The organism is Amphritea atlantica (assembly GCF_900111095.1).
Taxonomy (GTDB): Bacteria; Pseudomonadota; Gammaproteobacteria; order Pseudomonadales; family Balneatricaceae; genus Amphritea; species Amphritea atlantica.
The window spans coordinates 90177-115993 of sequence record NZ_FOGB01000013.1 but is presented as its reverse complement, the minus strand read 5'-3'; the positions used below and the strand labels follow the sequence as shown (position 1 = coordinate 115993).

Sequence of the window (25817 nt, the reverse complement as noted above, 5' to 3'; positions counted from 1 at the left end):
GTTTCAGGCCGGTCAGTATATTAATCTGAAGCTGCCGGGCGTTGAGGGTAGCCGGGCGTTCTCTATCGCCAACAAACCCTCCGATGCCACCACACTGGAACTGCATGTCCGTCTGGTGCCGGGCGGGGCGGGCACCACCTACCTGCATCAGCAGCTGGAGGTGGGGGATACCCTGGATGTGAGTGGTCCCTATGGTCAGTTTTTTGTGCGTAAATCGGATCAGCAGGGCGCGATCTTTATCGCCGGTGGTTCGGGGCTATCCAGCCCGCAATCGATGATTCTGGATCTGCTGGAAGAGGGCGACAGCCGCCCGATCACCCTGTTGCAGGGCGCGCGCAATCTCTCTGAGTTGTATAACCGGTCGCTGTTTGAAAACCTCGACAGAGAGTTTGCCAACTTCACCTATGTGCCCGCGCTGAATGCGCCGGAGCCGGAGGATGACTGGCAGGGCTTTACCGGTTTTGTCCATGAAGCGGCCCAGGCGCAGTTCAATGGTCGGTTTGATGGCAATAAAGCGTATCTCTGCGGTCCGCCACCGATGATCGATGCGGCGATAACCACCCTGATGCAGGGACGGTTGTTTGAGCGGGATATCCATATGGAGCGCTTTGTCACCGCTGCTGATGGTGCTGAAGAGCAGAGCCGCTCGGCGCTATTTAAACGGATCTGATTGTTCTGATCTTTCACCGCTATACATACCGATAGCTTTGAGACAGACAAAACCGCAGCGCTATGCTGCGGTTTGCCTGTTCCAGTAGGCAATAAATTGCTGCGTAAAGGTTGTTACTCTGCTCGACAGGTGTTGACGGTGGGGATAGATTACATTAACCGGTATCTGGGTATTACACACTTGGGGCAGGAGGCTGACGAGCTCCCCCTTTTCTAGCATGGAATGAATGGCAAACTCCGGGCAAAAAGCGATCACTCTGCCGGTGAAAGCCATATTCGCCGCCGCCAGAGCGCTGTTCACCCGGGCAATAATCCTCGGTTTTATTTCAACTTTCTGTTTGTCTTGCAAAAAGCCCCAGCTTCCCGCTTGTCGATAGTTGCTATCAAATACACAGGGCAGGTCTGCCAGTTGTTCTATTGTGTCAGGCCGACCATAGTGCGCTATAAACTCAGGCGATGCGCAAAGGATCATCCGGGTGAAACCTGCAGGCTTTGCAATCAGCGATGAGTCCGCCAGCTTGCCAATTCTCAGGGCAACATCAAAGCCTTCGCTGATCAGGTCTACAAAGCGATCATTCAGTTGCAGTTCGATTTTCAGGTCAGGGTTGGCGGATGTCAGTTCTGCGATAAACGGCATTAACACCAGCTCGCCAAAGGTCGTTGGTGCCGAGATACGTAATCGTCCAACCAGACTTTGGCTTTCGTTAAGGAGCTGAGCTTCGAGATTGACAATATCATCCAGTATTTTTTTGGCCTGTTCATAGTAACTGTAACCTTCGCTGGTGACCTGCATGCTGCGTGTCGAGCGAATAATCAGTCTGACTTTCAGTAGCGCTTCCAGCTGTGATATATGCGTGCTGACGAGGGCTTTGGTTTTGCCTAAACGGTTTGCTGCGGCGGTAAAGCTGCCAGCCTCTGTAACGGTCACAAAGGTAGACATCAGGTTCAGTTTATCCATTCTCGGAAAGCCTTATCGGAAGTATTAACTAATTGTTAAATTATATTAAACAATATGTATATTAAATGGATTATTGTTTGTTTTATTGATTGAGTCAAAATGTATCCATCAACTACGAATCAATTGATGAGGATAACTCAATGAATACTTCTCCTGCTTATGCGGCAACGCTGCTGCGCCTCGCTCTGGGTAGCATGTATCTGGCACATGGCTTGTTAAAACTGCTGGTGTTTACACCGGAAGGCACGGCAGGCTTTTTTAGTTCACTTGGACTGCCAGGCTTCTTCGGGCCTGTCACTATGGCGTTGGAAATCGCTGGCGGTACTGCACTGATTTTAGGCGTTTATGCTCGCTACGTAGCGGCAGCCCTGATCCCTGTGCTGCTGGGCGCCGTCATCCTGGTTCATGGAGCCAATGGCTGGGGCTTTGGTAATAAAGGTGGAGGCTGGGAGTATCCGGTGTTTCTGATCGCGGCATCTGTTGTGCAGTTTTTGCTGGGCGATGGACGCTATGCCCTTAAGTCTCAGGTGGCAAAGTCCGCCGCAGCCTGAATTGTATGGGGACGCTGGCGGTCGGCTGTCGGCGTTCCTGTTGGCCGAGCTCAAGGAGTGGAATTATGTTAGTTAATGGCGTGTGGCAAAGTAAATGGGATCCGGTACAGAAAAAAGATGAGCAGGGGCGCTTTCTCCGTCAAAGCAGTGCCTTTAGAAAAACGATCGCTGCAGATCGTATTGCCGCGGTAAAGTATGGCGCTGTTGAAACGCTGGGGGTGAAACTCTATGTGGCATATATCTGCCCCTGGGCAACCCGCACACTGATCGCCCGGTCTTTGCTGGGGCTGGAAAAGTATATACCTGTCAGCATTGTTGATCCGCAACTAAGTGATAGCGGCTGGCAGTTTCACGGATATCCCGGGAGTACACCGGCAAAGCAGGAATCGATAAGCTATATTTATCAGCTGTACACCGAGGCCGATCCTGACTATACCGGACGTGCAACAGTACCTGTTTTATGGGACACAGAAGGTCACACGATAATCAATAATGAGTCTGCGGACATCATCAGGATTTTTAACCATGATCTGCGGCCTGTACATAACGCTGAGATTGATCTGGCACCTGAATTACTGCTGCATGAGATAGATCGCTTTAATGAGCGGATCTACGATACCTTAAATAACGGGGTCTATCGTGCCGGCTTTGCCTCCTCTCAGGAGGCGTACGAAGAAGCTTACAACGATGTGTTTACAACCTTAGCCTGGTTGGAAAAGCATTTTGGACACAGTGTGTATGCGGTTGCTGATCAGCTTACCGAGAGTGATATCCGTTTGTTTGTTACTCTGGCTCGTTTTGATGTGGCCTATTATGGATTATTCAAAACCAATAAGGCGCGAATCTCTGACTATGCAAATATTTCTGCGTATATGGCGCGGTTGTTAAAGATTCCGGCGTTTAGTCAGAATACTAATATCGATCATATAAAAGCCGGTTATTACTCCATCAAGGAATTGAATCCGATGGGAATAGTACCTCAGGGGCCAGAGTTAGACTGGTTTGATTATCTGAATTAGGAGATTGTTATGTCGGAAGTATCTGCACCGGTTATGTTTATCGGTCACGGTTCACCCCGCTGGGCGCTGTCGCCAGGTGCCGCGGCGGCCCGGTTGCAGGAGTACAGTGTTTACTTTACTCAGGTGAAGGCGCTACTGGTGATATCACCCCACTGGATTACCCGAGGGATGCAGCTGACTGCATCTCCTCAACCGGAAACCATCCATGATTTTGGTGGCTTTGACGAGGCGCTGTATCAACTGCAATATCCGGTTGCCGGAGACCCCGGTCTTGCGGGTCATATTCAGACCGTCTTGCAGGACCAGGGAGTAGCGGTTTCACTGAATCAACAACGTGGCTTAGATCATGGCACCTGGGTTCCGTTGCTGCATATGCTGCCGGAGCATAAAATTCCGGTACTGCAGTTGTCGATTGATGCGGGTTCGACACCAGAGTCTCTGGTAGCGTTGGGCGGGGCATTAAAGAGTCTTCGTAGTGAGGGGGTTGCGATCATCGCTTCCGGAAGTCTGACTCATAATCTCTATCATATGGGTGATGAGCAGGGTTCACCACTGGACTATGTGGTGCGGTTTCAGTCCTGGGCCAGAGCGCAGGTCATTGAGCGCAATATTTCAGCCCTGAGTCAGCCCCACCTGGAATCAGATGATTTTGCCCAGGCTCACCCGAGTGCTGAGCACTATCTGCCGCTGTTGATAGCGATGGGCGCCAGTCGTGAGTCCGATCAGCTCTCCGTATTAGACAGCCCGGTGCTATACCGCGCGTTATCGATGGAGTCTTATGGGTGGAGCTGATTAAATAATTAACTCAATACTGAAATTATTAACCATATGATCAACAGGCCTTGCGACTCAGCAGGGCTTTTTTTTATCTCATAATCTATCCTGATTAATAACTCTTTTTAAAACAGAGGGTTGTACCATGTTTTTCTGTTCAGCTTCGATGCTGGCACAGTGGTTGCTCATCTATTAAGGCGTAATAACTATAACAAGCGCCAGAGGAGATTCGTATGCCGGATCAGAACACCCATTTGATCAGGGTTGTTAACCGGGATCAAAGCTTTAAATGTGCATCAGATCAGGTGTTGCTGATTGCGATGGAGCGGATGTGTGCAAATGTGATTAACGTGGGATGTCGTGGTGGTGGTTGTGGCGTTTGTAAGATCCGTATTCTTCAAGGGGAGTATGAGTGCAAACGGATGAGTAAAGCGCATATCTCTGACGCTGAACAACAGCAGGGCTTTGTTCTGGCCTGTCGGGTTTTTCCGCGAACAGATCTTGAGATTGAAGCGGATCACTATCAGCCACGGGAATCATATTATACAAACAGGGACGCCAGGAAGGCGGCCTGCTAAATACTGAAAGCAGTTGAGCAATCAGTTGAACACTCAGCTGAACAATAAAAGCAAAGTGCAGAGGAAATCGAGATGAGAAAAGGTGTAATGCGCCCCGGTCATATTCAGATCCGGGTTTTGGATGTTGAAGAAGCTCTGAAACACTACCGGGACCTGATGGGCCTGATCGAAGTTGAACGCGATAGCCAGGGACGTGCCTACCTCAAAGGCTGGACCGAGGTGGACAAATTCTCCGTTGTCCTGCGGCAAGCCGATGAGCCGGGTATGGATTTTGTGGGTTACAAAGTGCTGGACAACCAGACGTTGGAAAAACTGCATGGCGAACTGGTTGAATATGGCTGCAACGTCGAAGAGATCCCTGCCGGTGAACTCAATGGCTGTGGTCGTCGTATCCGTTTTGATTCACCTACTGGCCATATGTTTGAACTGTTTGCCGAGAAGGAACAGACCGGTAAATGGGGCCTGTCTAAAGTAAACCCCGAAGCATGGCCCCGTGGCCTGACGGGCATGAAGGCGACCCGTTTTGACCACTGTCTGCTGTATGGGCCAAACATCGCCGGTACTCTTGATCTGTTCCAGAAAGTGCTGGGCTTTGAGCTGGCAGAGCAGGTGCTGGATCCCGAAGGTACCCGCATCGCCGGATTCCTGACCGCCAGTATGAAAGCCCATGATGTTGCCTTTATCGAGTGTCCTGAGCCGGGTAAGTTGCACCATGCCTCGTTCTTCCTGGATACCTGGGAAGATGTGCTGCGCGCCGCCGACCTTATCTCAATGGAAGATGTTTCTCTGGATATCGGTCCAACCCGCCACGGCCTGACCCATGGTAAGACGATCTACTTCTTTGACCCATCCGGTAACCGTTCAGAGGTATTCTGTGGTGGTGATTATCACTATCCGGATCATGAGCCAGTCACCTGGAAAGCGGAAGATCTTGGCAAGGCGATTTTCTACCATGACCGGGTGCTCAACGAGCGTTTCCTGACTGTTCTGACCTGAGCCCTGACTGGATAACCTGATAATTATAAGGCTGCACTGTTGTTTCAATCTGGCAGTGCGGCCATTGTGACGGGGGTTATAACCCCGTCGGATATAGTTCTATTGTCTGTTGTTCCCTGAGACTGCGAGCGTCAGACAGATTTTCCCCTGAGGTTAGCGAGTACCGACATGCACGAATTTAAAAACTTTATTAACGGTGAATTTGTCACCACGGCCAGCGGTAAAACCTTTGAAAACCGCAACCCGGTCGACAACAGTCTGCTGGGGCTGGTTCATGAAGCGGGGCAGCCTGAAGTGGATGCAGCCGTAAAGGCGGCTAAAGCCGCGATGCAGGGGCCCTGGGGGAAGATGACTCAGGCGCAGCGAATTGCTCTGCTGGATAAGGTCGCCAACCGAATCAATGAACGCTTCGATGAGTTTCTCGATGCCGAGTGTAAAGACACCGGTAAGCCCCACAAGATCGCCTCTCATATCGATATTCCCCGTGGCGCAGCCAACTTTAAAGCGTTCTCTGAAACCCTGGCGAACCATCCGACGGAAGCCTTTAAACTGGATACACCGGATGGCCGCGGTGCACTGAACTATGGCCACCGTACCCCCAAAGGGGTGATCGCCGTGATCAGCCCCTGGAACCTGCCACTGCTGCTGATGACCTGGAAAGTGGGCCCGGCGCTGGCCTGCGGTAACACCGTGGTAGTCAAACCTTCAGAAGAAACCCCCGCCACGGCAACATTGCTTGGTGAAGTGATGAACGAGTGTGGCGTTCCTAAAGGTGTCTATAACGTCGTCCATGGTTTTGGCCCGGATTCAGCCGGAGCTTACCTGACTGAGCATCCCGGTGTGAATGCGATCACCTTTACCGGTGAAACCCGCACCGGCGAGATCATTATGCGCGCAGCCTCTGTTGGCTTGCGTAATATCTCTCTGGAGTGCGGCGGTAAGAACCCCGGTATCGTGTTTGCCGACTGCGATATGGACAAAGCGATCGAAGGCACCATGCGTTCGGCGTTTGTTAACTGTGGCCAGGTCTGCCTGGGTACTGAACGGGTTTATGTTGAACGTCCTATTTTCGACGAGTTTGTGCAGCGTCTGAAAGAGGGGGTCGAAAAACTCAAACTGGGTGTGCCGGAAGACCCCGAGGTGGATTTTGGTCCGCTAGTGAGTCAGGAACACAAAGAGAAAGTATTGTCCTACTACCGCCTGGCGGTGGAAGAGGGTGCGACTGTGGTCACTGGTGGAGGTGTCCCCGAGATGGGTGATGCACTGAATGCCGGAGCCTGGGTTGAGCCAACCATCTGGACCGGCCTGCCTGATGATGCCCGTGTTGTGCGTGAAGAGGTCTTTGGGCCCTGCTGTCACATCCGTCCGTTTGATACCGAAGAGGAAGTGATCGAACTGGCCAACGATACCAAATATGGTCTTTCGGCAGCGATCTGGACGGAAAACTCTGCCCGGGCGTCCCGCGTCGCGGAAGCGATGGAAGTGGGGATCTGCTGGGTTAACAGCTGGTTCTTGCGGGATCTGCGGACCGCCTTCGGTGGCGCGAAAGAGTCCGGTATCGGCCGTGAAGGCGGGGTACACGGTCTGGAGTTTTATACCGAGCTGAAAAACGTCTGCATCAAGCTGTAATGGCTGATTCACTGACAACTAGATATTGAGACGATGATGAATACAGAACAGATAAAACTACTGGGCGATGAACTCTACCAGGCCCTGTGTCAGCGACAGCAGGTGAAGCCGCTGACCTCACGATTCGAGGATATCACCATCGAAGATTCCTACCATATCTCCTTGCAGTTGTTGCAGCGCCGGCTTGATGCGGGTGAACGGATTATTGGTAAGAAGATCGGCCTGACATCAAAAGCGGTGCAGAACATGCTTAAAGTCGATCAGCCTGACTTTGGTTATCTGACGGATAAGATGGCCTTCAGTCAGGGCCAGGAGATGCCTATCTCCCAGCAACTGATTCAGCCGAAAGCGGAGGGTGAGATCGCCTTCATCCTGAAGAAAGATCTGTTGGGACCAGGTATTACAGCAGCCGATGTTCTGGCGGCAACCGACTGTGTGATCCCCTGCTTTGAGGTGGTGGATTCCCGCATCGACAACTGGCAGATCAAAATTCAGGATACCGTGGCGGATAATGCCTCCTGCGGACTGTTTGTCCTGGGCGATAAAGCGGTCGATCCCCGCAAAGTGGATCTGTCCACCTGCGGTATGGTGGTGGAGAAAAATGGTTCGGTGATCTCAACCGGTGCCGGTGCTGCGGCGCTGGGCAGTCCGGTGAACTGTGTCGTCTGGCTGGCGAATAAGCTGGGTGAGTTTGGCATCCCGCTTAAAGCTGGAGAAGTGATTTTATCTGGTTCACTGGTGCCGCTGGAGCCAGTGCAAGCCGGGGATTATATGAGCGTTAGTATCGGTGGTATCGGTTCGGCTTCTGTCCGTTTTGTATAACCACTAGCAATATTTGGCTTCCTTATTCAGAAGCTTAGGGTGAAATTTTATGAGTAAGAAATTAAAAGCAGTGATTATCGGGCCGGGTAATATCGGTACCGACTTGCTGATGAAGATGAAACGGTCTGAGTGGATCGAACCGGTGTGGATGGTGGGGATCGACCCGGAATCCGATGGCCTGAAGCGCGCCCGGGAGATGGGTATTAAAACCACCGCTGAAGGCGTTGATGGGGTGCTGCCGCACGTCATCGAAGATGATATCCGTGTCGCCTTCGATGCTACCTCGGCCTATGTTCATGCCGAGAACAGCCGCAAGCTGAACGAACTGGGCGTCATCATGATCGACCTGACACCGGCAGCGATTGGCCCCTTCTGTGTGCCACCCGTCAACCTGCGAGCGCACGCACAAAATCTGGAGATGAACGTCAACATGGTCACCTGTGGTGGCCAGGCAACGATCCCGATGGTCGCCGCTGTGTCCAGCGTGCAGCCGGTTGAGTACGGTGAAATTATCGCCACCGTCTCCTCTAAGTCTGCTGGCCCTGGTACCCGCAAAAATATCGATGAGTTTACCCGTACTACCGCCGGTGCCGTGGAAAAGGTCGGCGGCGCGAAAAAAGGTAAAGCGATCATCATTATCAACCCCGCTGAGCCACCGCTGATGATGCGCGACACCGTGCACTGTCTCACCGAAGGCGAGCCGGATCAGGCGGCCATTACCGCCTCCGTTCACGCCATGGTGAAAGAGGTACAGAAATATGTACCCGGTTATCACCTGGTCAACGGTCCGGTATTTGATGGCAACCGCGTCTCCATGTTTATGGAAGTGGAAGGTCTGGGTGATTATCTGCCGAAGTATGCTGGCAACCTGGACATCATGACCGCCGCGGGGTTGCGCACCGCTGAGATGTTTGCGGAAGAAGCCGCTAACGGCAACATTACCCTGCCAGCACGCGGCTAAATGGAGGAGAAAACAATGAATCTGAAAGGTAAAAAAGTAGTCCTCCACGACATGAGTCTGCGGGATGGGATGCACGCCAAACGTCACCAGATCTCGCTGGAACAGATGGTGAATGTGGCCACGGCACTGGATGAAGCGGGTATGCCGCTGATCGAAGTCACCCATGGTGATGGTCTGGGCGGTACCTCGGTGAACTACGGTTTTCCGGCGCACAGCGACGAAGAATATCTCGGCGCGGTGATTCCGAAACTGAAAAACGCCAAAGTCTCTGCCCTGTTGTTGCCCGGGATTGGCACGGTCGATCACCTGCGCATGGCGAAAGATCTGGGTGTGAACACTATCCGTGTTGCCAGCCACTGTACCGAAGCCGATGTGACTGAACAGCACATCGGTCTGGCCGCCAAACTGGAGATGGACACCGTCGGTTTCCTGATGATGGCGCACATGGCCAGCCCAGAGAAAATTCTCGAACAGGCGCGGCTGATGGTCTCTTATGGCGCTAACTGCATCTACTGCACCGACTCTGCCGGTTACATGCTGCCGGATGAAGTAACCGAGAAGATCGGTCTGCTGCGGGCTGAACTGGACGCCTCTATTGAGGTGGGTTTCCACGGCCACCACAACATGGGGATGGCGGTCGCCAACTCCCTGGCCGCTATCGATGCCGGTGCCGGGCGTATCGATGGCTCGGTGGCTGGGTTAGGTGCCGGTGCCGGTAATACCCCACTGGAGGTGCTGGTAGCAACACTGGTACGGATGGAAGCGGACCACGGTATCGATCTGTACAAGATCATGGATGTTGCGGAAGACCTGATCGTACCGATGATGGACCAGCCGATCCGTGTCGATCGTGACGCGCTGACACTGGGCTTTGCGGGTGTTTACTCCTCATTCCTGCTGTTTGCGAAACGGGCGGAAGCGAAGTATGGCATTCAGGCCCGGGACATTCTGGTCGAGCTGGGGCGCCGCGGCACCGTTGGTGGACAGGAAGATATGATTGAAGACCTGGCACTGACCATGTTTAAAGAAAAGCAGGCAAAAGAGAAGGGGTTAATCTGATGGCTGACGTTCAGGAAAATAAGTTAACACAAGCACAGATCGAAGAGCTGGCGATTCACCTGGAAAACGCCGAACTGGAAGCATACGAAGTCACCAAGATCACCGATGATTTTCCGGAGATGACCTATAAGGATGCTTTTGATATTCAGTGGGAGATCCGTCGTCGTAAAGAGGCGAGGGGCAACAAGATTGTTGGTATGAAGATGGGCCTGACCTCCTGGGCGAAGATGGCGCAGATGGGGGTTGAACATCCCTGCTACGGCTTCCTCGCGGACTACTTCTCCGTGCCGGACGGTGGCGAGATCAAACATGATGAACTGATCCATCCGAAGATCGAAGCGGAACTGGCGTTTGTTACCAAAGCCCCGTTGAAAGGGCCCGGCATCCATATCGGTGATGTACTGCGCGCTACTGATTTTGTCATGCCAGCCGTTGAAGTGATCGATTCCCGCTATAAGGATTTCAAGTTCGATCTGAAGAGTGTTATTGCGGATAACTCCAGTTCCAGCCGCTTTATCACCGGTGGGCGTATGGCTCCTCCGGCGGATCTTGATCTGAAAACCCTGGGGGTTGTGATGGAGATCAATGGCGAAGTGGTGCAGACCGGTGCAGGTGCAGCGGTGCTGGGCCATCCGGCGTCATCTGTGGCGATGCTGGCGAATATGCTGGGTGAGCGCGGCGAAGAGATTCCGGCGGGCACCTTCATCATGATCGGCGCGATCACTGCGGCGGTGCAAGTCAATAAAGGCGATAGCTTTAGCGTTCGCTATCAGGATCTGGGGACCATTAGCGGTAAATTTGTTTGAGACCGCTGGGCCTGATCATTTATGATTGATCAGGCTGATCTTTAAACAAAGCGTTTAATCAGCAAGATCCGAAGCAGCCCTGATGATGGGCTGCTTTATTTTTTAGAGGTAAATCATGGCGGATAGCTGCATTCAGAGTCAACTGACGGAGCCGGGACAGGAAGGGCCGGTGACTGTGAGTATCTCCCGAAAAGTAAAACCCGGTTTCGAGGCTGACTATGAAGCCTGGATCTCCGGGGTCATTGAAGCCGCCTCAGAATATCCAGGGCATCAGGGCAGTAATGTGCTGCGTCCTTCAGCGTCAACAGGGAACCGTTATGTGCTGATCTACCGCTTTGACAGTTATGAAAACTGTGAAAGATGGGAGTCCTCAGAACTGCGAAAGCAGTGGCTTGATAAACTTGCCCCTCTGATTGAGGGGGAGGCCGAGGTGCAGCGGGGAACCGGTCTTGAGTTCTGGTTTGATCTTCCTGAGTTGCCAGTTAATAAACACCCTTCACCGCATAAGATGGCGCTGGTTTTGATTGCGGTGGTCTATGTACTGATTATGGCGATCAACCTGAGTCTGGGGCCCTACCTCAGTGGCGTTGATCTCTGGTTAAAAACCGCAATAATTGTAACCCTTCAGGTATTGCTGATGACCTATCTGGTGATGCCCAGAGTGACCCGTCTGTTGAAAGGGTGGTTATTTAAATAAGCGTTAACATAAGGACTGTTTTTAAATAAGGATGGTGTGATGCCAATAGTCTCTATTAGTATGATGGAAGGCCGCTCTGACGAGCAGAAAGAGCGGATGATAAACGAAGTCAGTGAAGCGATTGCCCGTTCTCTGGAAGCGCCGAAAGAGAGTGTCCGGGTATTAATTTACGAAATGCCAAAGCAGCATTTTGGCATCGGCGGACAGTCCGCAAAGGCGCTGGGTAAGTAAGTTGTGTTTTAAGCCTCCTGCCGGAGGCTTTTTTATCCCCCTTTGCTTTTCGGGTCAATAAACCGCTGTCGCGGTGTTATCATGGGCCTTCTACTTTTCCCCAAGCTAAATGAGCCCCGTTAAATCGTGAAGCCTGATCTTCTCAATGGTGAAATCCGCCCAACGCTGATTAAGATGACACTGCCGATGATGCTCGGCATCGTCAGCCTGATGCTGTTCAATGTGGCGGACAGTTATTTTGTCAGCCGGCTGGGGACTGAACCCCTGGCAGCGCTGGGTTTCACCTTTCCGGTATCGTTTACGGTGATCAGTCTCTCTATTGGTCTGAGTGTCGGTACCTCAGCCACAATCGCCCGGCTAATCGGATCAGGCAATGCCAGTGGTGCACGTCAATTGACCACGGATAATCTGTTACTGACGACACTGCTGATGGTGTTGATTGCTTCATTCTTCGTCCTGTTTATCGATCCACTTTTTCGGCTTCTGGGAGCAGGGGATACCTTGATGCCCTATATCCACAGCTATATGTCGGTATGGTTTTTTGGCTCGGTTTTTTACGTTCTGATCATGGTGTCGAATAGTTCTCTGCGTGCTTGTGGCGATACCCGCACGCCGGCGATGCTGATGGGGTTTTCCTCAGTGATGAATCTGCTTCTGGATCCGCTGCTGATCTTTGGCTGGGGGCCGCTCCCTGCTCTGGGCATTCAGGGGGCGGCTATTGCCAGTCTGATTGCCTGGGGAATTGCTGCCGCTGCTGCGCTGGCAAATTTATATCTGCGCAAAGGCTTGCTGGTGCTAAGAATCGAATCCTTGTCTGTTGCGATGCAGCATTGGCTGATGGTGATGAAAATCGGTTTTCCTGCGGCCCTTTCCAATATGATGACACCGATAACAGCAGCGATTATGACAGCGGTTGTGGCAACCCACGGGCCTGAAGCGGTGGCTGCGTTTGGTGTCGGAAACCGGCTGGAATCGCTTTCGCTGCTGGCAAACCTGGCGCTCTCTATGACGCTGCCCCCTTTTATAAGTCAGAATTTTGGCCGTGGGCAAGTAGTGCGGGTGCGGGCGGCATACCTGAGTGCTGTCCGGTTTGCTTTGCTCTGGCAAGCATTGATTTATATTATTTTATTTATTTTTGCCGGGGGAATCGGTGCGCTTTTCAGTGATCAGGCAGAGGTGATTAATCTGATCAGTTTATGGATTTTGATTGTCCCTCTGGGATTTGGTTTTCAGGCAGTCACTTTTCTCACCGCTTCAAGTTTTAATGCGGTTCATCAACCTATGAAAGCGATGCGTATCAGTGTTTTTCGTCTGTTCATTCTCTATGTACCCTGCGGTTATCTGGGGAATTACCTTGCCGGGCTGGAGGGGATGTTTGTGGCGTTTGTTATTGCAAATATGTGCACTGCAGCAATGGCGTTCAGGTGGATGCAGCGCCATCTGAACAGTCTTAATCCTTTGACAACGCTTAAATAAGTTGTATCTTGTCTTAACGTTGTAACAGAGACGCAGTACTCTTTCGCAGCGAAACAGGGCTGCTAAATTGACCTACTAAACGAAAGTCATATTACGCCTGTTCGTTGATAGATATATGATCTGGAAAAATACAAAAAATAAAAAACTATAACTACAACTCGAAACAACAAATCTCAAGAAGCAAAGGGGACGTGAGCATGACACAGAAAATTGCTCTGGTAACAGGTGGTACCGGTGGTATCGGTACCGCTATCTGTCGCGCATTGGCGGACGCAGGTGTAAAGGTCGTTGCTGGCTACAATTCCGGTGGTAATCACGAAAAAGCAAAAGCCTGGCAGGAAGAACAGAAAGCGGATGGCTACGATATTCTGGTAGCCTATGGCGATGTAACAGATGAAGAGTCATGTGCTGCCTGTATTAAAACGGTTGAAGAAGTGGCCGGTGGCAGTGTTGATATTCTGGTGAACAATGCAGGTATCACCCGTGATGGTACCTTCCGCAAGATGAGTTGGGAGCAGTGGAACGAAGTGTTGTCTGCCAACCTTGATTCTATGTTCCATATGACCCGCCTGGTGATCAATCCAATGCTGGATAAGGGCTGGGGACGGGTTATTAATATCTCTTCTGTTAATGCTCAGAAAGGTCAGTTTGGTCAGTGTAACTACTCTGCTGCGAAAGCGGGTATTCACGGCTTTACCAAGGCTCTGGCGCAGGAAGTTGCAGCGAAAGGGGTTACCGTTAACACCGTTTCACCGGGTTACGTTATGACGCCGATGGTTGCTAAGATTCCTGAAGAGGTGCTGGAAAAGATTATCCGTCAGGTACCCGTGGGTCGCCTTGGCGAGCCTGCCGAGATTGGCAAGGCGGTTTCTTACCTGGCCAGTGATGACTGTGGTTATGTGACCGGTTCTGACTTCTCCATTAATGGTGGTCAGCACATGTCGTAAGCTGTATTCAGCATTAAAAAAACCCGCATCTGCGGGTTTTTTTGTTACTTTAATAAGCGTTTCATAACCCTGCAGGGGTTAGTCGTGCGCCAATTAACCTGCTTGCTGAAGGTTGCTATAGAAGCGGATCTGCAATGCTTCATGTTGCAGGGTAAAGGGCTGACACTGCCACTCCAGCTCCAACAGTTTAAGGTCGTTGCTGTTGTCGGAGGTCTGACGTTGCTCCAGTGCTTTTTGCAGTCGGTCCATCTGGTATTCCATTCGCAGTGTATGATCCTGCTCTGGAGAGTCCAGTTCCAGCAGAATCTCAAGTCGGATACAGAGTTGCCGCAGGGCTTTCTCTGTCAGAGTCAGTAGTTCCTGCATCTCCATACGGCCCGAGATCAGTTCCAGAAGCAGTTCGTATCGGGCTTGTATGAGTGTTTCGAAATAATCATCAGCCGGATCGCACCGGTCCCAGACCGATTGAATTTCATCGAGCACTAATTGATCCAGTGTGCCGTCATCGATAAAGTTTTCCAGTTGATCACACAGTTCTATGCGCTGTAACAGGGCCTGATAGGATCTGCTTTCTGTGAGTGACGTGGCTGGTTGTTCATCTGCCTGGGTGTGTTTTTTCTCACTCTGTCTGCTTCGATTGAGGTTTTCAAACACCTCATTACAGGCTTTGCGGAATTCGGGCCAGAGTTTGCGTTCCAGACTGTGGAATGTATTGCCCGCCTCTTTCCAGCGTTTTTGCAGTGCTCTGGTCTGACTGGCAGCAGCGTGGGGATCTTCATCAGTAACCAGTAGCTGCGCCTGTTCCAGCAGGGATCGTTTTTCTTCAGCGATCTGTTCCCGGTGGGCGGCAATCTTGTTATCCAGCTGTTTTAGCAGGGCATTGAACTCGGTTTGCACCTGGCGCCCCGGTGTCCGGTCCACCGGTGCATATGCTTTCCACTCCCGTTTCGCGGTGCGGCTGACCTGCTCGATCAGGGACCAGTCAGGTTGTTGCCAGTCGATCTGCCCGAGGAAATCGTTTAACTCAGTCACCAGTTGCTTACGTTTACTGAGGTTATCCGTACGCTGTTGTTTCTGTTGTCGGAAGTACTGTTCACAAGGCGCATATGCCTGATCCGCTGCTGTTTTAAAACGCTGCCAGGTCTTATGGGAGTGAAGTGGATCATCGCTGTCGAGTTGTTTCCACTGTCCCTGAAGTGTATGGATCTGCTTTGCCAGCAGGGGAGGCTCAATAGCACTGTCAATCAGCGCTTCCATCGCTTCGCAAAGCTGTTCCTTCTTAGCCGAGACGGCAAACCCCTGCCAGTTTTTCAATTCCGCCAGGCGTGCTAGCAGGCCCTTATGGCGTTGCAGAAGATGCTTGGGGGTGGTGCCATTCATCCCGCTTAACTGAGCTTCAGCCTGTTGTTCCAGCTGGCAGGCGTGTTTAACCTGACCTGCTTCTATCTGCTGTTCCAGAGCGTCGAGCAGTTCTGCGAGATCCTGACTGCAGTGTTGCTGTTCAAGTTTCAGCTGGCTCAGTTGTTCAAGGATATTGCTGCGTTGTTGTTCTACTGTTTGTAGCAGGGCTGGGCGCTTAATCTCTTCTGGCCAGTTCAGCTGTTCATTCAGCCGGTCAAGCTGATGCAGATGCTGTTGGAGTCCGGCGCGATCGGCGTCACCGGATAATCCGCTATCTAACAATCCTGAAATCTCACCACATAGCTCCAGCCACTGACGGCCGGTGTGCTGATAACGTTCAAAGCGTTCTGATAACTGTCTGAAAGTCGATGTTATTGCGTTTTCAGCATCGCTTTGCAGCTGTTCGCAGGCCTGATTCCAGCAGGCTTGTTCCGCGTCGAGATCCGCTTTGCAGAAGTGTTCACCGCAGATCAGAGTGGTACAGCGATGCAGGGTGTCTTCAAGTTTCTGTAACAGAGCCCGGTTCTGTTGCGCCTCCGCTTCAGCCTGTTGCTGCTTTTCTTCAATCTGATGGCATCGGGCCTGCTCTGCAGACAGGGTTTTCTGACACAGTTCTACAAGCCCTGAATAGCGCTTTTCAATATCTGCATCTGTAACCTCATCCAGGCTATTCCACTGTTGGCAGAGGGCTTCGAGTTTGGCGCCGTATAATGGAAAATGATCCGTTCGGCTCAACTGTTCAAGACTACAGAGCAACTCCTCTTTACGCAGCAGAATCTGCTCCTGGTGGCGGGCGGTTTCCTGTAGCTGTTGCTGTTTGTTGCGGATAATTCTGAAAACTGATTTATCACGCCCCTTAATCGCTTTAAGGGTTTGTTCCAATAGTTCTGGCGAGTGAAGTTTTTCGGCGGCGGCCTGACGAAGCTGGGTGCTGCTTCCGTTGATCGCCAGTGAGCTGAGGCAGTGCTGATCGCTGACACGCTGGATAGCTTGTAGCTGAATATCGGATCTGTCACTGTTCAGGGCAATATGGGCGAGCATATTCTCATCGTGGAGATAGTTCAGACATTCGCTTTGTTGACTGTGGGTGTAGGACGGATCCAGAATCACTTCGCAGATCCGCTTAGCGGCACTTCTGCGGATATCCGGATTGATATCATGGGTCAGAATATCTGACAGAAGCTCAGGAGCCGCAATTTTTTCAACCGCAGCCAGCCGGACTTCGATACTCTGATCCTGACGGGCAAGCCGTGCGAGTACTTCTCTGTGCTCAGTCTTGCCTGGGCTCAGCCGGTGAACTGCCCGGATGCGGACAGCGGCTTTATTATGTTTCCATCGGGGTTTGAAAAACTTCGCAAACATTACATCGATCCTGCAAGGGCCACTATATATACAACGGTGCCTGTGGCCAGGTGCTCATATTCTAACGGCTCTTAGCCGTGCAGGAAAAGCCTTGACAGAAAAGAAAAGTGTCTCCCTGGGCAGACAATTGAGGCGATTGGCTTGTCTGCCGGGCTTTACAGTGGCTTATGAGGGGATAATTTATTTATTCCTTGGGTAGAATCTCAACCTTTCCGTCTACGTAATACCAGTGGTTGTCGTGTTTCTCGAAGTTTGATCTTTCGTGCAGGTCGGCTATCTGTTCTGCCGTTTCAAAATGCGCAATAAACTCAACCACCCCCTTTTGATCGTCTGCCTGACCTGCTTCGGTGCTGATAATTTTCAGCCCGGTCCAGGTGGTAGCTTTTATCTGTTCTGCGATCAGTGCGGCATCATCTGGCTGGCGGTGCGCCTGCAGCGTCGTTTTAATCAGGTAATCAACGGCGCCCAGGACAAAAGCGGTGTAGCGTGAACGCATCAGTGCTTCTGCAGTCGGGGCGGGTTTGTGGCCCTCGATCGCTGGTTCGCAGCAAAACGAAAATGGCTTATTTGAGCCACAAGGGCAGGCTAGCGTGGTATCTTTGTGGTCATGAAGCATAAGGGCCCCGGCTTAGATAGAATTCAGATATGAATAGGCTATTATAGGGAGCTGTAAAATTAAGCATATTGATCAAAAGCATAACCATACAGATATCATTGGTTTTACGGCCGATGATTTTAAGGCGAATAGAATGGCGGCATCCTCAAACACAACTTTTTTCTGGCATGACTATGAAACCTCCGGTGCAGACCCTAAGCGCGACCGCCCGCTGCAGTTTGCCGGTATCCGCACCGATGATGAGCTGAATATTATCGACGAACCGGTAATGTTCTATTGCAAACCCGCAGAGGATCTTTTGCCCCACCCGGAAGCCTGTCTGATTACCGGTATCACGCCGCAGAAAGCGCTGCATGATGGTTATTGCGAAGCCGAGTTTATGGCGCTGGTGCATGAGCAGCTAGCCCGGCCGGGCACCTGCGGCGTGGGTTATAACAGTATCCGTTTTGATGATGAGATAACCCGTTATAGCCTGTATCGTAACTTCTTTGATCCCTACGGCCGGGAGTACCAGAATGGCTGTTCCCGCTGGGATATTATCGATATGTTGCGACTCACCCGGGCGCTGCGGCCAGAGGGTATTGAGTGGCCTAAATATGAAGATGGTCGCCTCAGTATGCGTCTGGAGGATCTGACTAAAGCCAATGGTATCGATCATGGTAATGCCCACGATGCTTTAGCGGATGTATATGCCACTATCGCGATGGCTCGCCTGGTCAGAGAACGTCAGCCAAAACTGTATCAGTATGCGGTGAATAACCGGGATAAACGCACCATTCAGGGAATGCTGGATGTGATGACCATGAAACCGGTACTGCATATCTCGTCGATGTATCCGGCAGAGTGGGGGAATGCCGCTATCGTTGCTCCCCTGGCGATCCATCCGGTGAATAAGAATGCGGTACTGGCATTTGATCTGCGCTGTGATCCGGCGCCACTGCTTGAGCTTCCGGCCAGTGAGGTTCGTCGGTTGCTTTATACCCGCGCTGAGGATCTGGCAGAGGGCGAGCAACGCATCCCTGTGAAGCAGATTCACACCAATAAGGCGCCGGTGATCGCCCCCGCCGGGATGCTGACAGCCGTGGAGGCGGAACGTCTCAATATATCGGGAGAGAGCTGCCGCGCTCATCTGGCGATGTTGCGCAACAGTCCTGATCTGAAACAGAAACTTGCAGAGGTGTTTTCAGAGTCCGGTTTTGAGGATGACCTTGATCCTGATCATATGCTCTATAGTGGCGGATTTTTCGGAGATGCCGATAAGAGGAGTATGGAGCTGATCAGAACCACTGATCCGCAGCAGCTTGGAAGCCTTGAGCTGGCGTTCCAGGATAGCCGTCTGGAGGAGATGTTTCTGCGTTATCGGGCCCGGAACTATCCGTTTACTCTGAGTGAGGAGGAGCGGGGACGCTGGGAAGAGTTTCGCCGACGTCGCCTGTTGGGGCCGGATAATAACGGTCATCTCACCATGACCGAGCTGTTCAGTAAACTAAACGAACTGTATCAGCAGCCAGACCTGAACCCATCTCAGAAGGGGATTCTTGAGGAACTGGCGCTCTACGCTGAGGCGATCTATCCAATGGATGAGGTGTATTGATGAGAGATTCTGTTTGCACAGTGACTGCTGGACTGATGGCCCTGGCGATCAGTGGTGCAGTGCTGGCGGACAGAAAAGAGGATCTGGTCAACCCGATCCCCTATGCGGTGGTTAAACCGGCAGGACATATCGATTCACCCGTCGACCCGGAGACTATTTACGATAATAAACGCCGTGGCTTTGTTGACAGTGAGCCGATGCCTGAGATTGAGCCCTATGTGATTCCAGAGCGGCAGCTGCCGCCGCCCACCGTTGTGCCTTATAGCGATCCTGCGCCTGTTGAGCGGGTTGTCAGTGCGGAGAAGAAGGCGCCCCCCCTGAAAGGGGAGGACCGCATTTTTGAGCAGATTGCCCGTGATCAGCTGGAGATCCAGTGTACCCTGGATGATACCCTGGATCAGTGTGAGGGGATCGAGATTGAAGCTCCGAAAGAGAACAAGCCCCGCTCACACAGGGTGATCGACCGTCAGATTCAGGCTTCCGGCACAAACTGACCCTCAACTTTTAAACGCGCAATCTCCGGTTCGCAGTTCTGCTGCAGCGCTTTTTTATCCACCTGATCACGATGTTGCTCACCGAAGGAACGGACGGTCAGACGGCGTTCGGGCAACTGGGTATAACATCTGAGCAGATCATCGAGCGATAATTCTCTGACGGCGGTGACCAGCTTTTCCCGGCTGTCAAAGTTGGTATCGCCACGGTCGATCTCCTGCCAGTAGCGTTCGCTCAGTTCACCCATGCGATTCTCTTTCTGGTTAATCCGGGAGATAACGCTGCTCTTAAAACTGTCCAGCTGCTGTTTATTCATCGCTTTCAGGGTGCCTGTCATGTGCTCGATGAATGTGTTGATCTGGGTTTCCAACCCAACTGGATTAGTGTTAGGAGACTGAATCACAAATGCTAATCCTGGGGCTTTACGCATCGGCAGTGCGGTTGCGAAGACCACATAACCCAGTTGTTGCTCGGTGCGCAGACTGCTGTAAAACGGCGTCGAGAGAATCTCGCTCAGCAGAATATACTCAGCGCGGGTTTTGGTTTCACTGTTATCACCCTGAAAATAGACACTGATTGCTGAGTCGTTATGCTCCAACGGCAGGGTCTGAGTCAATTCGGAATCCTTGGGCAGCATAATAACCGGCAGAGTATGACTGTTGGCATTTATCTGTGCAGCGGGCAGGGCTGTCTCGACCGTTTGCGCCATTGCCAGCGCTTCAGTCCGGGTCAGGTTGCCATGGGCCAGCATGCGAACTTCGACTCTGTTTAGTAGCTGAGGTATGAAGGACTGTAGCTGTTCAAGGGTGACCGACTTTAATGCGGCGAGTTTTTTATCTGCGTTCCAGCTCTGTAATAACAGGTTATAAACCTCCCCGATCGTTTGATTAAACGGCTTATCCCGGCGGCTGTTTTCCAGCTCCTGAGCGTAGTTCTCTTTGATTCTGGCGAAGCGACTCTGGGTGAATTGTGCCTGTTGTAGTGCGTTGACTACCTGGGTTAGCAGCTGTTGCTGTTTATCATCATAGCCAGAGATTCTTACGCTCAGGCCTCGCATATGAGGGTAGATGCGGGTATCCAGTCCGGCCAGCGAGGCATCGTAGAGAGTTTCATTCAGCTGATCACTGACCAGTTTGGTGTAGAGGGCTGTCATCACTGCGTTCTCCGCAGTACGGTTGGCCTGGTCTGAGATAACCGAGAAAAAGAAGTCCGCTTTGGGCAGTCTGAAGATCTGATCCTGCTTATGCCAGAGAGAGTATCCACCCTGTTGCAGAATAAGTTCCGGCTTTTGTTGCGGATGTGCCACCGGTTTTATGTCAAACTGGTCAGCGATAAAGGGGTTAAGCTGACGTACCTGTAATGTGGGATCTGTCGCCGGATGGGCCCACTTTTGCAACCGTTCTTGACTGATCGGCTTAACACTATACCCGGCCTGGAACCAGGGGTCTTTCTGATCGGTTTCCACTGTTTTGGCCTGCAGGGTAACCAGCAGGTTGTCGGGAGTCATCTGCTCAAGAATATTGTTGATCAGCTCCGGTTCGAAGCGCTCCATCAGATAATCGGCGCTGATAACAGAATCGGCCGGATAAAGTTGCAGGTTATGGGAGAGCCGGGCTACCTCATGAATCGGTTCTGATTTCTCTTTGAAGCGGAAACCGATACGACTGATCTTCTGCTCCTCCTGGTACAGCGCTTCAGAAACCCCTTTTTGTTGCAGCAGGCGAATGGCCGCGAAAGTGGTTTCGATTACCTGATCAGAGTGTTTGAGCCCCTCATCGGTGAGCGATATCGACAGCTCAATCGAGGACTGGTCGGGCAGATCGTTACCACGGTAAGCGCCGAGTCCGTTTGCCCAGCCTTTGTTCTTCAGGGTAGCGAGCAGGCTGCCCTTGCCCTCATAGCCCAGCATCGATGCGATATACTGGGCAGGTTTTTCGCGATAGTAGTCCCGGGTTGCCTGAATCGGAAAGGTGAGGGTCAGCTGCTGAAGGTCTTGCAGGGTTTTGATGTTTTGTTGTTCCGGCAGATCGCGGTACAGCGGCACCGGTGAAATAAAGGGTTTGGCCTGACGGTTTTCTACCGCAGAAAACTTCTCTTCAACCAGACGTTTCAGCTGTGCCACCGGTTCTTTGCCCAGGACGACCAGAGACATCAGGTTGGCTGAGTAGTAGCGCTGATAAAACGCAATCAGGTCATCTCTTAACTTACCGTCATCATTAGACAGGGTTTCGAGACTGCCCACGGCAAAACGACTCATACTGTGTGCGGGATTCAGCACATGTTTACCGGCAGAGAAACCCCGGCGGCCATCATCTCTCAGCTTCGACTGATACTCTGAATTGACGGCATGGCGTTCCCGGTCAACATACTTTTCAGTAAACAGCGGTTCGATAAAAAAACGCGAGAAACGGTCCAGTGCCGGCGCCAGTTTGTCTGCTTGAATATCGAAAAAATAGTTGGTGTTTTCGAACGCAGTAAAGGCGTTATGGTTGCCGCCATTATTGCTGATGTATTGCTGGTAACTATCCGCTTCTGGGTACTTTTTCGTGCCCAGAAACAGCATGTGCTCGAGGAAATGGGCCAGACCAAGACGGTTTTCCGGGTTGGCATTGGAGCCGACATTGACATCCACCGACGCGGCGGCCTTATCGGTAGTGGGGTCTGAGATAACCAGCACCTTCATCTGATTGGGGAGTGTAAATGCAAGATAGTCGCGATCATCGGTGGGGCTTTTTATAACCGCGGCTGACACCGCTTTTGTGGTGAAAAACAGCAGCAGAAACAGTGTGTAACAGAACGTCTTCTTAGTCAGCATAGGGTGCATTCACTCAAACCTCAGGATGATGGAACTCAGATTAATTCATTCAAAAAGGATTGTCTTCAGGGGGACTTTACAGCGATTAACATTGCCTTGCCTGTTTATCAGCCTGCGGGAAACGCCGCAGGACTCGCCCAGTTGTCATGATCAGCGGATTATTGTGATGGTTATGTTGGTCGTTGGACATCAGTTTAAGCCTTACTGCTATAGCGTTATTCTGGGTGATCAGGCAATCTGGGATATTGGACCAGAAGTTTTACCGTAGGTTCGATTGTTTCTTTATTATTCTCGTATGCTTTACAATCAGTTGCAGCAAACTTTTGTTGTTATAACTTTTTGGGTGGGATGGATTCTATGAATCGCGAAAAGGTGATTTACGCTTTCTTTATTGTGCTGGCCTTAACCATGAACTTTGGCTTTTTCATCGGCGAGATAGATGATCCTGCACACCATAATGTCTATGAGTTTTTTGCTGCCATCGTCGTGAGTATGATCTGCACGGTGCTTAAGTTCGGTGACCGCACACATCTGGGTGCACTGATGATGGCAACCAGCCTGGTGGCAGACCTGCAGCTGGTGATTGCTGCGCTGATCTGGGGTTATGGCGCCCAGCTGTCAGATGTCGGTGTCACCACAGAGATGTTCAGCAGTGTGATCTCGATGTCCGGAGGTGCGTTGCTGGCGAATATTGTGTCGGTGATTCTGCTGATGGTCGAGACAATCGTTGTGCGCCGTTAAGAGCGCTTCGTTATGAACGATATCTTCTATGTGATGTTGCGCCGCCTGCGACATCCCCTGATCACCCTGATCTCTATCTACTCGCTGGCAACTCTGGGATTTGTCATGATTCCCGGTCAGGATGATCAGGGCAACGTCTGGCATATGGATTTTTTCCATGCCATCTACTTCGTCAGTTTTATGGGCTCGACCATCGGTTTTGGCGAGATCCCCTATGCCTTTACCTCGGCTCAGCGGGCCTGGACTCTGGTGTCGATCTACGGCACGGTGATTGCGTGGTTGTACAGTATCGGTTCACTACTGGCGCTGTTTCAGGAACCGATGTTTGGCCGTATGCTCCGCCGCCGGGCCTTCGCCAAAGAGGTCAGAAACTTTAATGAACCATTTTATCTGATCTGTGGTTATGGCATCACCGGCAGTGCCATTATCAAAAAACTCTGTAATCGGGGTATCCGTTCGGTGGTGATCGATATCGAACAGGAACGCATCGATGAACTGGAAGTTGACGGGCTAGTACTGCGTGTCCCCGGGCTGTGTGCCGATGCTTCTCTGCCTGAGGTGCTGGATGATGCGGGGTTGCAACATTCCAGCTGTATCGGGGTTTTGGCGCTGACCAATGATGATAACGTTAATCTGTCTATCTCAATCGCCAGCAAACTGCTGGCACCGGGCCGGCTGGTGGTGAGCCGCACAGAGTCTGAAGTGAATGCCCGTAATCTGGCCTCTTTTGGCACCGACTATATTGTCGATCCGTTCAGGGACTATGCTGAGTACCTCTCTCTGGCTGCCCATGCTCCCTATACCCATCTGGTCTATGACTGGCTGGTTAATCCCTATCATCGGCCACTGTCCAGTGCTTACAAGAAAACCAGTGGCCGCTGGATCATTTGCGGCCTGGGTCGTTTCGGTAAGGCGTTGACGCGGGAGTTTGCCAAACATGATGTGGAGCTTATCCTGCTGGATGATGATCCCTTACAGCTGAAGAGTTTTAATAACACCGTGGTCGGGCTGGGCACAGAAGCGCAGACCCTGGAGCTGGCGGGTATTCAGGACGCGGTAGGTATTGTTGCAGGCACCGATAACGATGCCGATAATCTGTCGATTATTATGACCGCAAAAGAGTTAAATCCAAAGCTGGTGACGGTGGTTCGTCAGAATCTCAGTACCAATATGCTGGTGTATAAGAACTCCAAGGCTGACTTCATTATGGAGCCCGGCAAGATCATCGCCAACCGGATTCTGGCGAAACTGAAAACGCCGTTACTGCCGGTTTTTATCGAACAGATGCAGTTGCAGGATGATGTCTGGTCACATACCCTGCTTAACCGGATGAGTAGTATCGCCTCTGACAGAGAGCTGGATAGCTGGTCTATTACCGTGAGTCCGGAGACAACCCCGGCAATTACCACACTCTCGGCTGAGGGGGTTGGCGTTAAGCTGAGCAACCTGATGAAAGATCCGCGCCATCGTAAGGATCAGTTGCCCTGTTTTCCGCTGATGTTTCGCCGCAATGGCGATCTTAAACTGTTACCGGGTGAGTTGACTGAGCTGGAAGAGGGGGATGAGATACTCTTTTGTGGTCTGGCGGAAGCCAGCAATCAGATGAGCTGGAGTATCAATAATTACAATATTCTTTACTATCTTCAGACCGGCGAAGAACCGAGTCATAACCTGCTGGCCAAATTGTTGAAGCGAATCTGATGCCCTATTTTCTATTGACCCTGACAGTCCTGTTCTGGGCGGGTAACTTTGTTACTGCCCGGGGCATTCATGCTGATTTTCCCCCTCTGACCATGTCATTTATGCGCTGGGGGCTGGCGTTGCTGATCATCCTGCCCTTTGTGCTGCCACGCATACTGCGCAAATGGCTCCTGATCCGGCAACATCTGCCCATATTAATCCTGTTATCGGTACTCAGCGTGGTCTGCTTTAACTCCTTTATCTATCTTGGCGTACAGACTACCCAGGCGACCAATGCGACGCTGATGCAGTCGGCGGTGCCTATTATCATTCTGGTGTTTACCTCGCTGTTTCTTGGGGAAACCGTGGTTCGCCGGCAGTGGCTGGGGGTCATTATCTCGCTGACCGGGGTATTGATGCTGGTGGCCAAGGGGGATCCGGAGATTCTGATGACCCTGTCGTTTAACCGCGGTGATCTGTGGATTTTAGCCGCGGTGCTGAGCTGGTCCGCTTACTCGGTGATGTTGCGACTGAAACCGGTTGAGCTGGATGGTTTTACCTTTTTCGGTTTTACCGTGGTGGTGGGCGTCGTGGTGTTGTTTCCTTTTATGCTGTGGGAATATCTCGCCGGAGCGCGTCCACAATGGAGTCCGCAGACCCTGTCAGCGATCGTCTATATGGCGATCTGTCCGTCGATTCTTTCCTACATCTTCTGGAACCGGGGGGTGGCGGAGCTGGGGCCGGCTAAGGCCGGACTGTTTATCCACCTGATGCCGCTGTTTGGCCTGATTCTTTCGGTTATCTTCCTCAATGAGGCGGTGGAACCTTTCCATTTTATAGGGATGGGGCTAATATTCAGCGGCATCTATCTGGCGATCCTTGCCGGTCGCAACCATAACGATAAAAAGTCATCAGCATAATCATCTGTACCGCTGAATGGCTG

The 25817-nt window shown here is 51.7% G+C and carries 24 protein-coding genes; 20 read left to right on the top strand and 4 right to left on the bottom strand.

Annotated elements, in window-relative coordinates:
* Positions 1-670, top strand: a 670-nt coding sequence (locus BMY09_RS17660) for an FAD-binding oxidoreductase (RefSeq protein ID WP_245756622.1), incomplete at its 5' end; no start/stop codon positions are given.
* Between the two features lie 60 nt (positions 671-730).
* On the opposite strand, the gene BMY09_RS17655 is transcribed toward BMY09_RS17660, so the two are convergent.
* Positions 731-1627: a LysR family transcriptional regulator gene (locus tag BMY09_RS17655; protein ID WP_091360857.1), complete on the bottom strand. Its 897-nt coding sequence runs from the start codon at positions 1625-1627 to the stop codon at positions 731-733.
* Between the two features lie 140 nt (positions 1628-1767).
* Here BMY09_RS17655 and BMY09_RS17650 point away from each other — a divergent pair, with 140 nt between their 5' ends.
* From BMY09_RS17650 to phbB, 14 genes are all read left to right on the top strand, one after another.
* A complete protein-coding gene (locus BMY09_RS17650) occupies positions 1768-2178 on the top strand; it encodes a DoxX family protein (RefSeq protein ID WP_091360855.1) in 411 nt (136 codons plus the stop codon).
* 65 nt (positions 2179-2243) lie between these two features.
* Positions 2244-3197 (top strand): glutathione S-transferase family protein, encoded by a 954-nt coding sequence (locus tag BMY09_RS17645; RefSeq protein WP_091360854.1) that lies wholly within the window; start codon positions 2244-2246, stop codon positions 3195-3197.
* A 9-nt stretch (positions 3198-3206) separates the two neighbouring features.
* Complete coding sequence (locus tag BMY09_RS17640; protein ID WP_091360852.1) at positions 3207-3989, top strand: DODA-type extradiol aromatic ring-opening family dioxygenase; 783 nt, start codon at positions 3207-3209, stop codon at positions 3987-3989.
* A gap of 215 nt (positions 3990-4204) precedes the next feature.
* Entirely contained in the window at positions 4205-4549 is a 345-nt protein-coding gene (locus BMY09_RS17635; RefSeq protein WP_091360850.1) for a 2Fe-2S iron-sulfur cluster-binding protein, read from the top strand.
* A gap of 72 nt (positions 4550-4621) precedes the next feature.
* On the top strand, positions 4622-5545 hold the full coding sequence (locus BMY09_RS17630) for a catechol 2,3-dioxygenase (RefSeq protein ID WP_091360849.1): 924 nt from the start codon (positions 4622-4624) through the stop codon (positions 5543-5545).
* 168 nt (positions 5546-5713) lie between these two features.
* Complete coding sequence (locus tag BMY09_RS17625; RefSeq protein WP_091360847.1) at positions 5714-7174, top strand: 2-hydroxymuconic semialdehyde dehydrogenase; 1461 nt, start codon at positions 5714-5716, stop codon at positions 7172-7174.
* A 36-nt stretch (positions 7175-7210) separates the two neighbouring features.
* Positions 7211-7996, top strand: a complete 786-nt coding sequence (dmpE, locus tag BMY09_RS17620; protein ID WP_091360869.1) for a 2-oxopent-4-enoate hydratase — start codon at positions 7211-7213, stop codon at positions 7994-7996.
* A gap of 49 nt (positions 7997-8045) precedes the next feature.
* On the top strand, positions 8046-8957 hold the full coding sequence (locus BMY09_RS17615; RefSeq protein WP_091360845.1) for an acetaldehyde dehydrogenase (acetylating): 912 nt from the start codon (positions 8046-8048) through the stop codon (positions 8955-8957).
* A 15-nt stretch (positions 8958-8972) separates the two neighbouring features.
* Positions 8973-10016, top strand: a complete 1044-nt coding sequence (gene dmpG, locus BMY09_RS17610; protein ID WP_091360867.1) for a 4-hydroxy-2-oxovalerate aldolase — start codon at positions 8973-8975, stop codon at positions 10014-10016.
* Complete coding sequence (gene dmpH / locus BMY09_RS17605) at positions 10016-10822, top strand: 2-oxo-3-hexenedioate decarboxylase (protein WP_091360843.1); 807 nt, start codon at positions 10016-10018, stop codon at positions 10820-10822. Before dmpG ends, dmpH begins: the two co-directional genes overlap by 1 nt.
* Before the next feature lie 115 nt (positions 10823-10937).
* Positions 10938-11519, top strand: coding sequence for an antibiotic biosynthesis monooxygenase (locus BMY09_RS17600; RefSeq protein ID WP_091360841.1), 582 nt, complete (start codon positions 10938-10940; stop codon positions 11517-11519).
* Between the two features lie 39 nt (positions 11520-11558).
* Positions 11559-11750, top strand: a complete 192-nt coding sequence (locus tag BMY09_RS17595) for a 2-hydroxymuconate tautomerase (RefSeq protein WP_091360839.1) — start codon at positions 11559-11561, stop codon at positions 11748-11750.
* A gap of 126 nt (positions 11751-11876) precedes the next feature.
* Positions 11877-13226 carry an MATE family efflux transporter gene (locus tag BMY09_RS17590; RefSeq protein ID WP_217647467.1) on the top strand — a complete coding sequence of 450 codons (1350 nt, stop codon included), beginning with the start codon at positions 11877-11879 and terminating at the stop codon, positions 13224-13226.
* Positions 13227-13423: 197 nt separating this feature from the next.
* Positions 13424-14173, top strand: a complete 750-nt coding sequence (gene phbB, locus BMY09_RS17585) for an acetoacetyl-CoA reductase (RefSeq protein WP_091360837.1) — start codon at positions 13424-13426, stop codon at positions 14171-14173.
* Positions 14174-14266: 93 nt separating this feature from the next.
* On the opposite strand, the gene BMY09_RS17580 is transcribed toward phbB, so the two are convergent.
* Positions 14267-16936, bottom strand: a complete 2670-nt coding sequence (locus BMY09_RS17580; RefSeq protein WP_091360835.1) for a DUF349 domain-containing protein — start codon at positions 16934-16936, stop codon at positions 14267-14269.
* A gap of 184 nt (positions 16937-17120) precedes the next feature.
* Complete coding sequence (locus BMY09_RS17575; protein WP_091360833.1) at positions 17121-17552, bottom strand: YchJ family protein; 432 nt, start codon at positions 17550-17552, stop codon at positions 17121-17123.
* 133 nt (positions 17553-17685) lie between these two features.
* On the opposite strand from BMY09_RS17575, the gene sbcB reads away from it, so the two are divergent.
* A complete protein-coding gene (sbcB, locus tag BMY09_RS17570; protein ID WP_091360831.1) occupies positions 17686-19146 on the top strand; it encodes an exodeoxyribonuclease I in 1461 nt (486 codons plus the stop codon).
* Positions 19146-19640 (top strand): hypothetical protein, encoded by a 495-nt coding sequence (locus BMY09_RS17565; protein WP_091360829.1) that lies wholly within the window; start codon positions 19146-19148, stop codon positions 19638-19640. The genes sbcB and BMY09_RS17565 overlap by 1 nt, the downstream gene beginning before the upstream one ends.
* Here the strand turns inward: BMY09_RS17565 and BMY09_RS17560 are convergent.
* A complete protein-coding gene (locus BMY09_RS17560; RefSeq protein ID WP_091360827.1) occupies positions 19619-22462 on the bottom strand; it encodes an insulinase family protein in 2844 nt (947 codons plus the stop codon). The two genes, BMY09_RS17565 and BMY09_RS17560, sit on opposite strands and share 22 nt — an antisense overlap.
* Before the next feature lie 348 nt (positions 22463-22810).
* On the opposite strand from BMY09_RS17560, the gene BMY09_RS17555 reads away from it, so the two are divergent.
* Genes BMY09_RS17555 through BMY09_RS17545 form a run of 3 tightly spaced genes read left to right on the top strand, consistent with a single transcriptional unit; the run spans position 22811 to position 25794 of the window.
* On the top strand, positions 22811-23194 hold the full coding sequence (locus tag BMY09_RS17555; RefSeq protein WP_091360863.1) for a DUF6394 family protein: 384 nt from the start codon (positions 22811-22813) through the stop codon (positions 23192-23194).
* 12 nt (positions 23195-23206) lie between these two features.
* Positions 23207-24895 (top strand): potassium channel family protein, encoded by a 1689-nt coding sequence (locus BMY09_RS17550; RefSeq protein WP_091360826.1) that lies wholly within the window; start codon positions 23207-23209, stop codon positions 24893-24895.
* Positions 24895-25794, top strand: a complete 900-nt coding sequence (locus tag BMY09_RS17545; protein WP_091360824.1) for a DMT family transporter — start codon at positions 24895-24897, stop codon at positions 25792-25794. The genes BMY09_RS17550 and BMY09_RS17545 overlap by 1 nt, the downstream gene beginning before the upstream one ends.
* The last annotated feature ends 23 nt before the right edge of the window (positions 25795-25817 follow it).

Excerpts from the sequence above, each read along its gene's own strand:
- BMY09_RS17655 (WP_091360857.1), bottom strand. The coding sequence starts at position 1,627 with ATGGATAAACTGAACCTGATGTCTACCTTTGTGACCGTTACAGAGGCT.
- BMY09_RS17650 (WP_091360855.1), top strand. The coding sequence starts at position 1,768 with ATGAATACTTCTCCTGCTTATGCGGCAACGCTGCTGCGCCTCGCTCTG.
- BMY09_RS17645 (WP_091360854.1), top strand. The coding sequence starts at position 2,244 with ATGTTAGTTAATGGCGTGTGGCAAAGTAAATGGGATCCGGTACAGAAA.
- BMY09_RS17640 (WP_091360852.1), top strand. The coding sequence starts at position 3,207 with ATGTCGGAAGTATCTGCACCGGTTATGTTTATCGGTCACGGTTCACCC.
- BMY09_RS17635 (WP_091360850.1), top strand. The coding sequence starts at position 4,205 with ATGCCGGATCAGAACACCCATTTGATCAGGGTTGTTAACCGGGATCAA.
- BMY09_RS17630 (WP_091360849.1), top strand. The coding sequence starts at position 4,622 with ATGAGAAAAGGTGTAATGCGCCCCGGTCATATTCAGATCCGGGTTTTG.
- BMY09_RS17625 (WP_091360847.1), top strand. The coding sequence starts at position 5,714 with ATGCACGAATTTAAAAACTTTATTAACGGTGAATTTGTCACCACGGCC.
- dmpE (WP_091360869.1), top strand. The coding sequence starts at position 7,211 with ATGAATACAGAACAGATAAAACTACTGGGCGATGAACTCTACCAGGCC.
- BMY09_RS17615 (WP_091360845.1), top strand. The coding sequence starts at position 8,046 with ATGAGTAAGAAATTAAAAGCAGTGATTATCGGGCCGGGTAATATCGGT.
- dmpG (WP_091360867.1), top strand. The coding sequence starts at position 8,973 with ATGAATCTGAAAGGTAAAAAAGTAGTCCTCCACGACATGAGTCTGCGG.
- dmpH (WP_091360843.1), top strand. The coding sequence starts at position 10,016 with ATGGCTGACGTTCAGGAAAATAAGTTAACACAAGCACAGATCGAAGAG.
- BMY09_RS17600 (WP_091360841.1), top strand. The coding sequence starts at position 10,938 with ATGGCGGATAGCTGCATTCAGAGTCAACTGACGGAGCCGGGACAGGAA.
- BMY09_RS17595 (WP_091360839.1), top strand. The coding sequence starts at position 11,559 with ATGCCAATAGTCTCTATTAGTATGATGGAAGGCCGCTCTGACGAGCAG.
- phbB (WP_091360837.1), top strand. The coding sequence starts at position 13,424 with ATGACACAGAAAATTGCTCTGGTAACAGGTGGTACCGGTGGTATCGGT.
- BMY09_RS17580 (WP_091360835.1), bottom strand. The coding sequence starts at position 16,936 with ATGTTTGCGAAGTTTTTCAAACCCCGATGGAAACATAATAAAGCCGCT.
- BMY09_RS17575 (WP_091360833.1), bottom strand. The coding sequence starts at position 17,552 with ATGCTTCATGACCACAAAGATACCACGCTAGCCTGCCCTTGTGGCTCA.
- sbcB (WP_091360831.1), top strand. The coding sequence starts at position 17,686 with ATGGCGGCATCCTCAAACACAACTTTTTTCTGGCATGACTATGAAACC.
- BMY09_RS17565 (WP_091360829.1), top strand. The coding sequence starts at position 19,146 with ATGAGAGATTCTGTTTGCACAGTGACTGCTGGACTGATGGCCCTGGCG.
- BMY09_RS17560 (WP_091360827.1), bottom strand. The coding sequence starts at position 22,462 with ATGCACCCTATGCTGACTAAGAAGACGTTCTGTTACACACTGTTTCTG.
- BMY09_RS17555 (WP_091360863.1), top strand. The coding sequence starts at position 22,811 with ATGAATCGCGAAAAGGTGATTTACGCTTTCTTTATTGTGCTGGCCTTA.
- BMY09_RS17550 (WP_091360826.1), top strand. The coding sequence starts at position 23,207 with ATGAACGATATCTTCTATGTGATGTTGCGCCGCCTGCGACATCCCCTG.
- BMY09_RS17545 (WP_091360824.1), top strand. The coding sequence starts at position 24,895 with ATGCCCTATTTTCTATTGACCCTGACAGTCCTGTTCTGGGCGGGTAAC.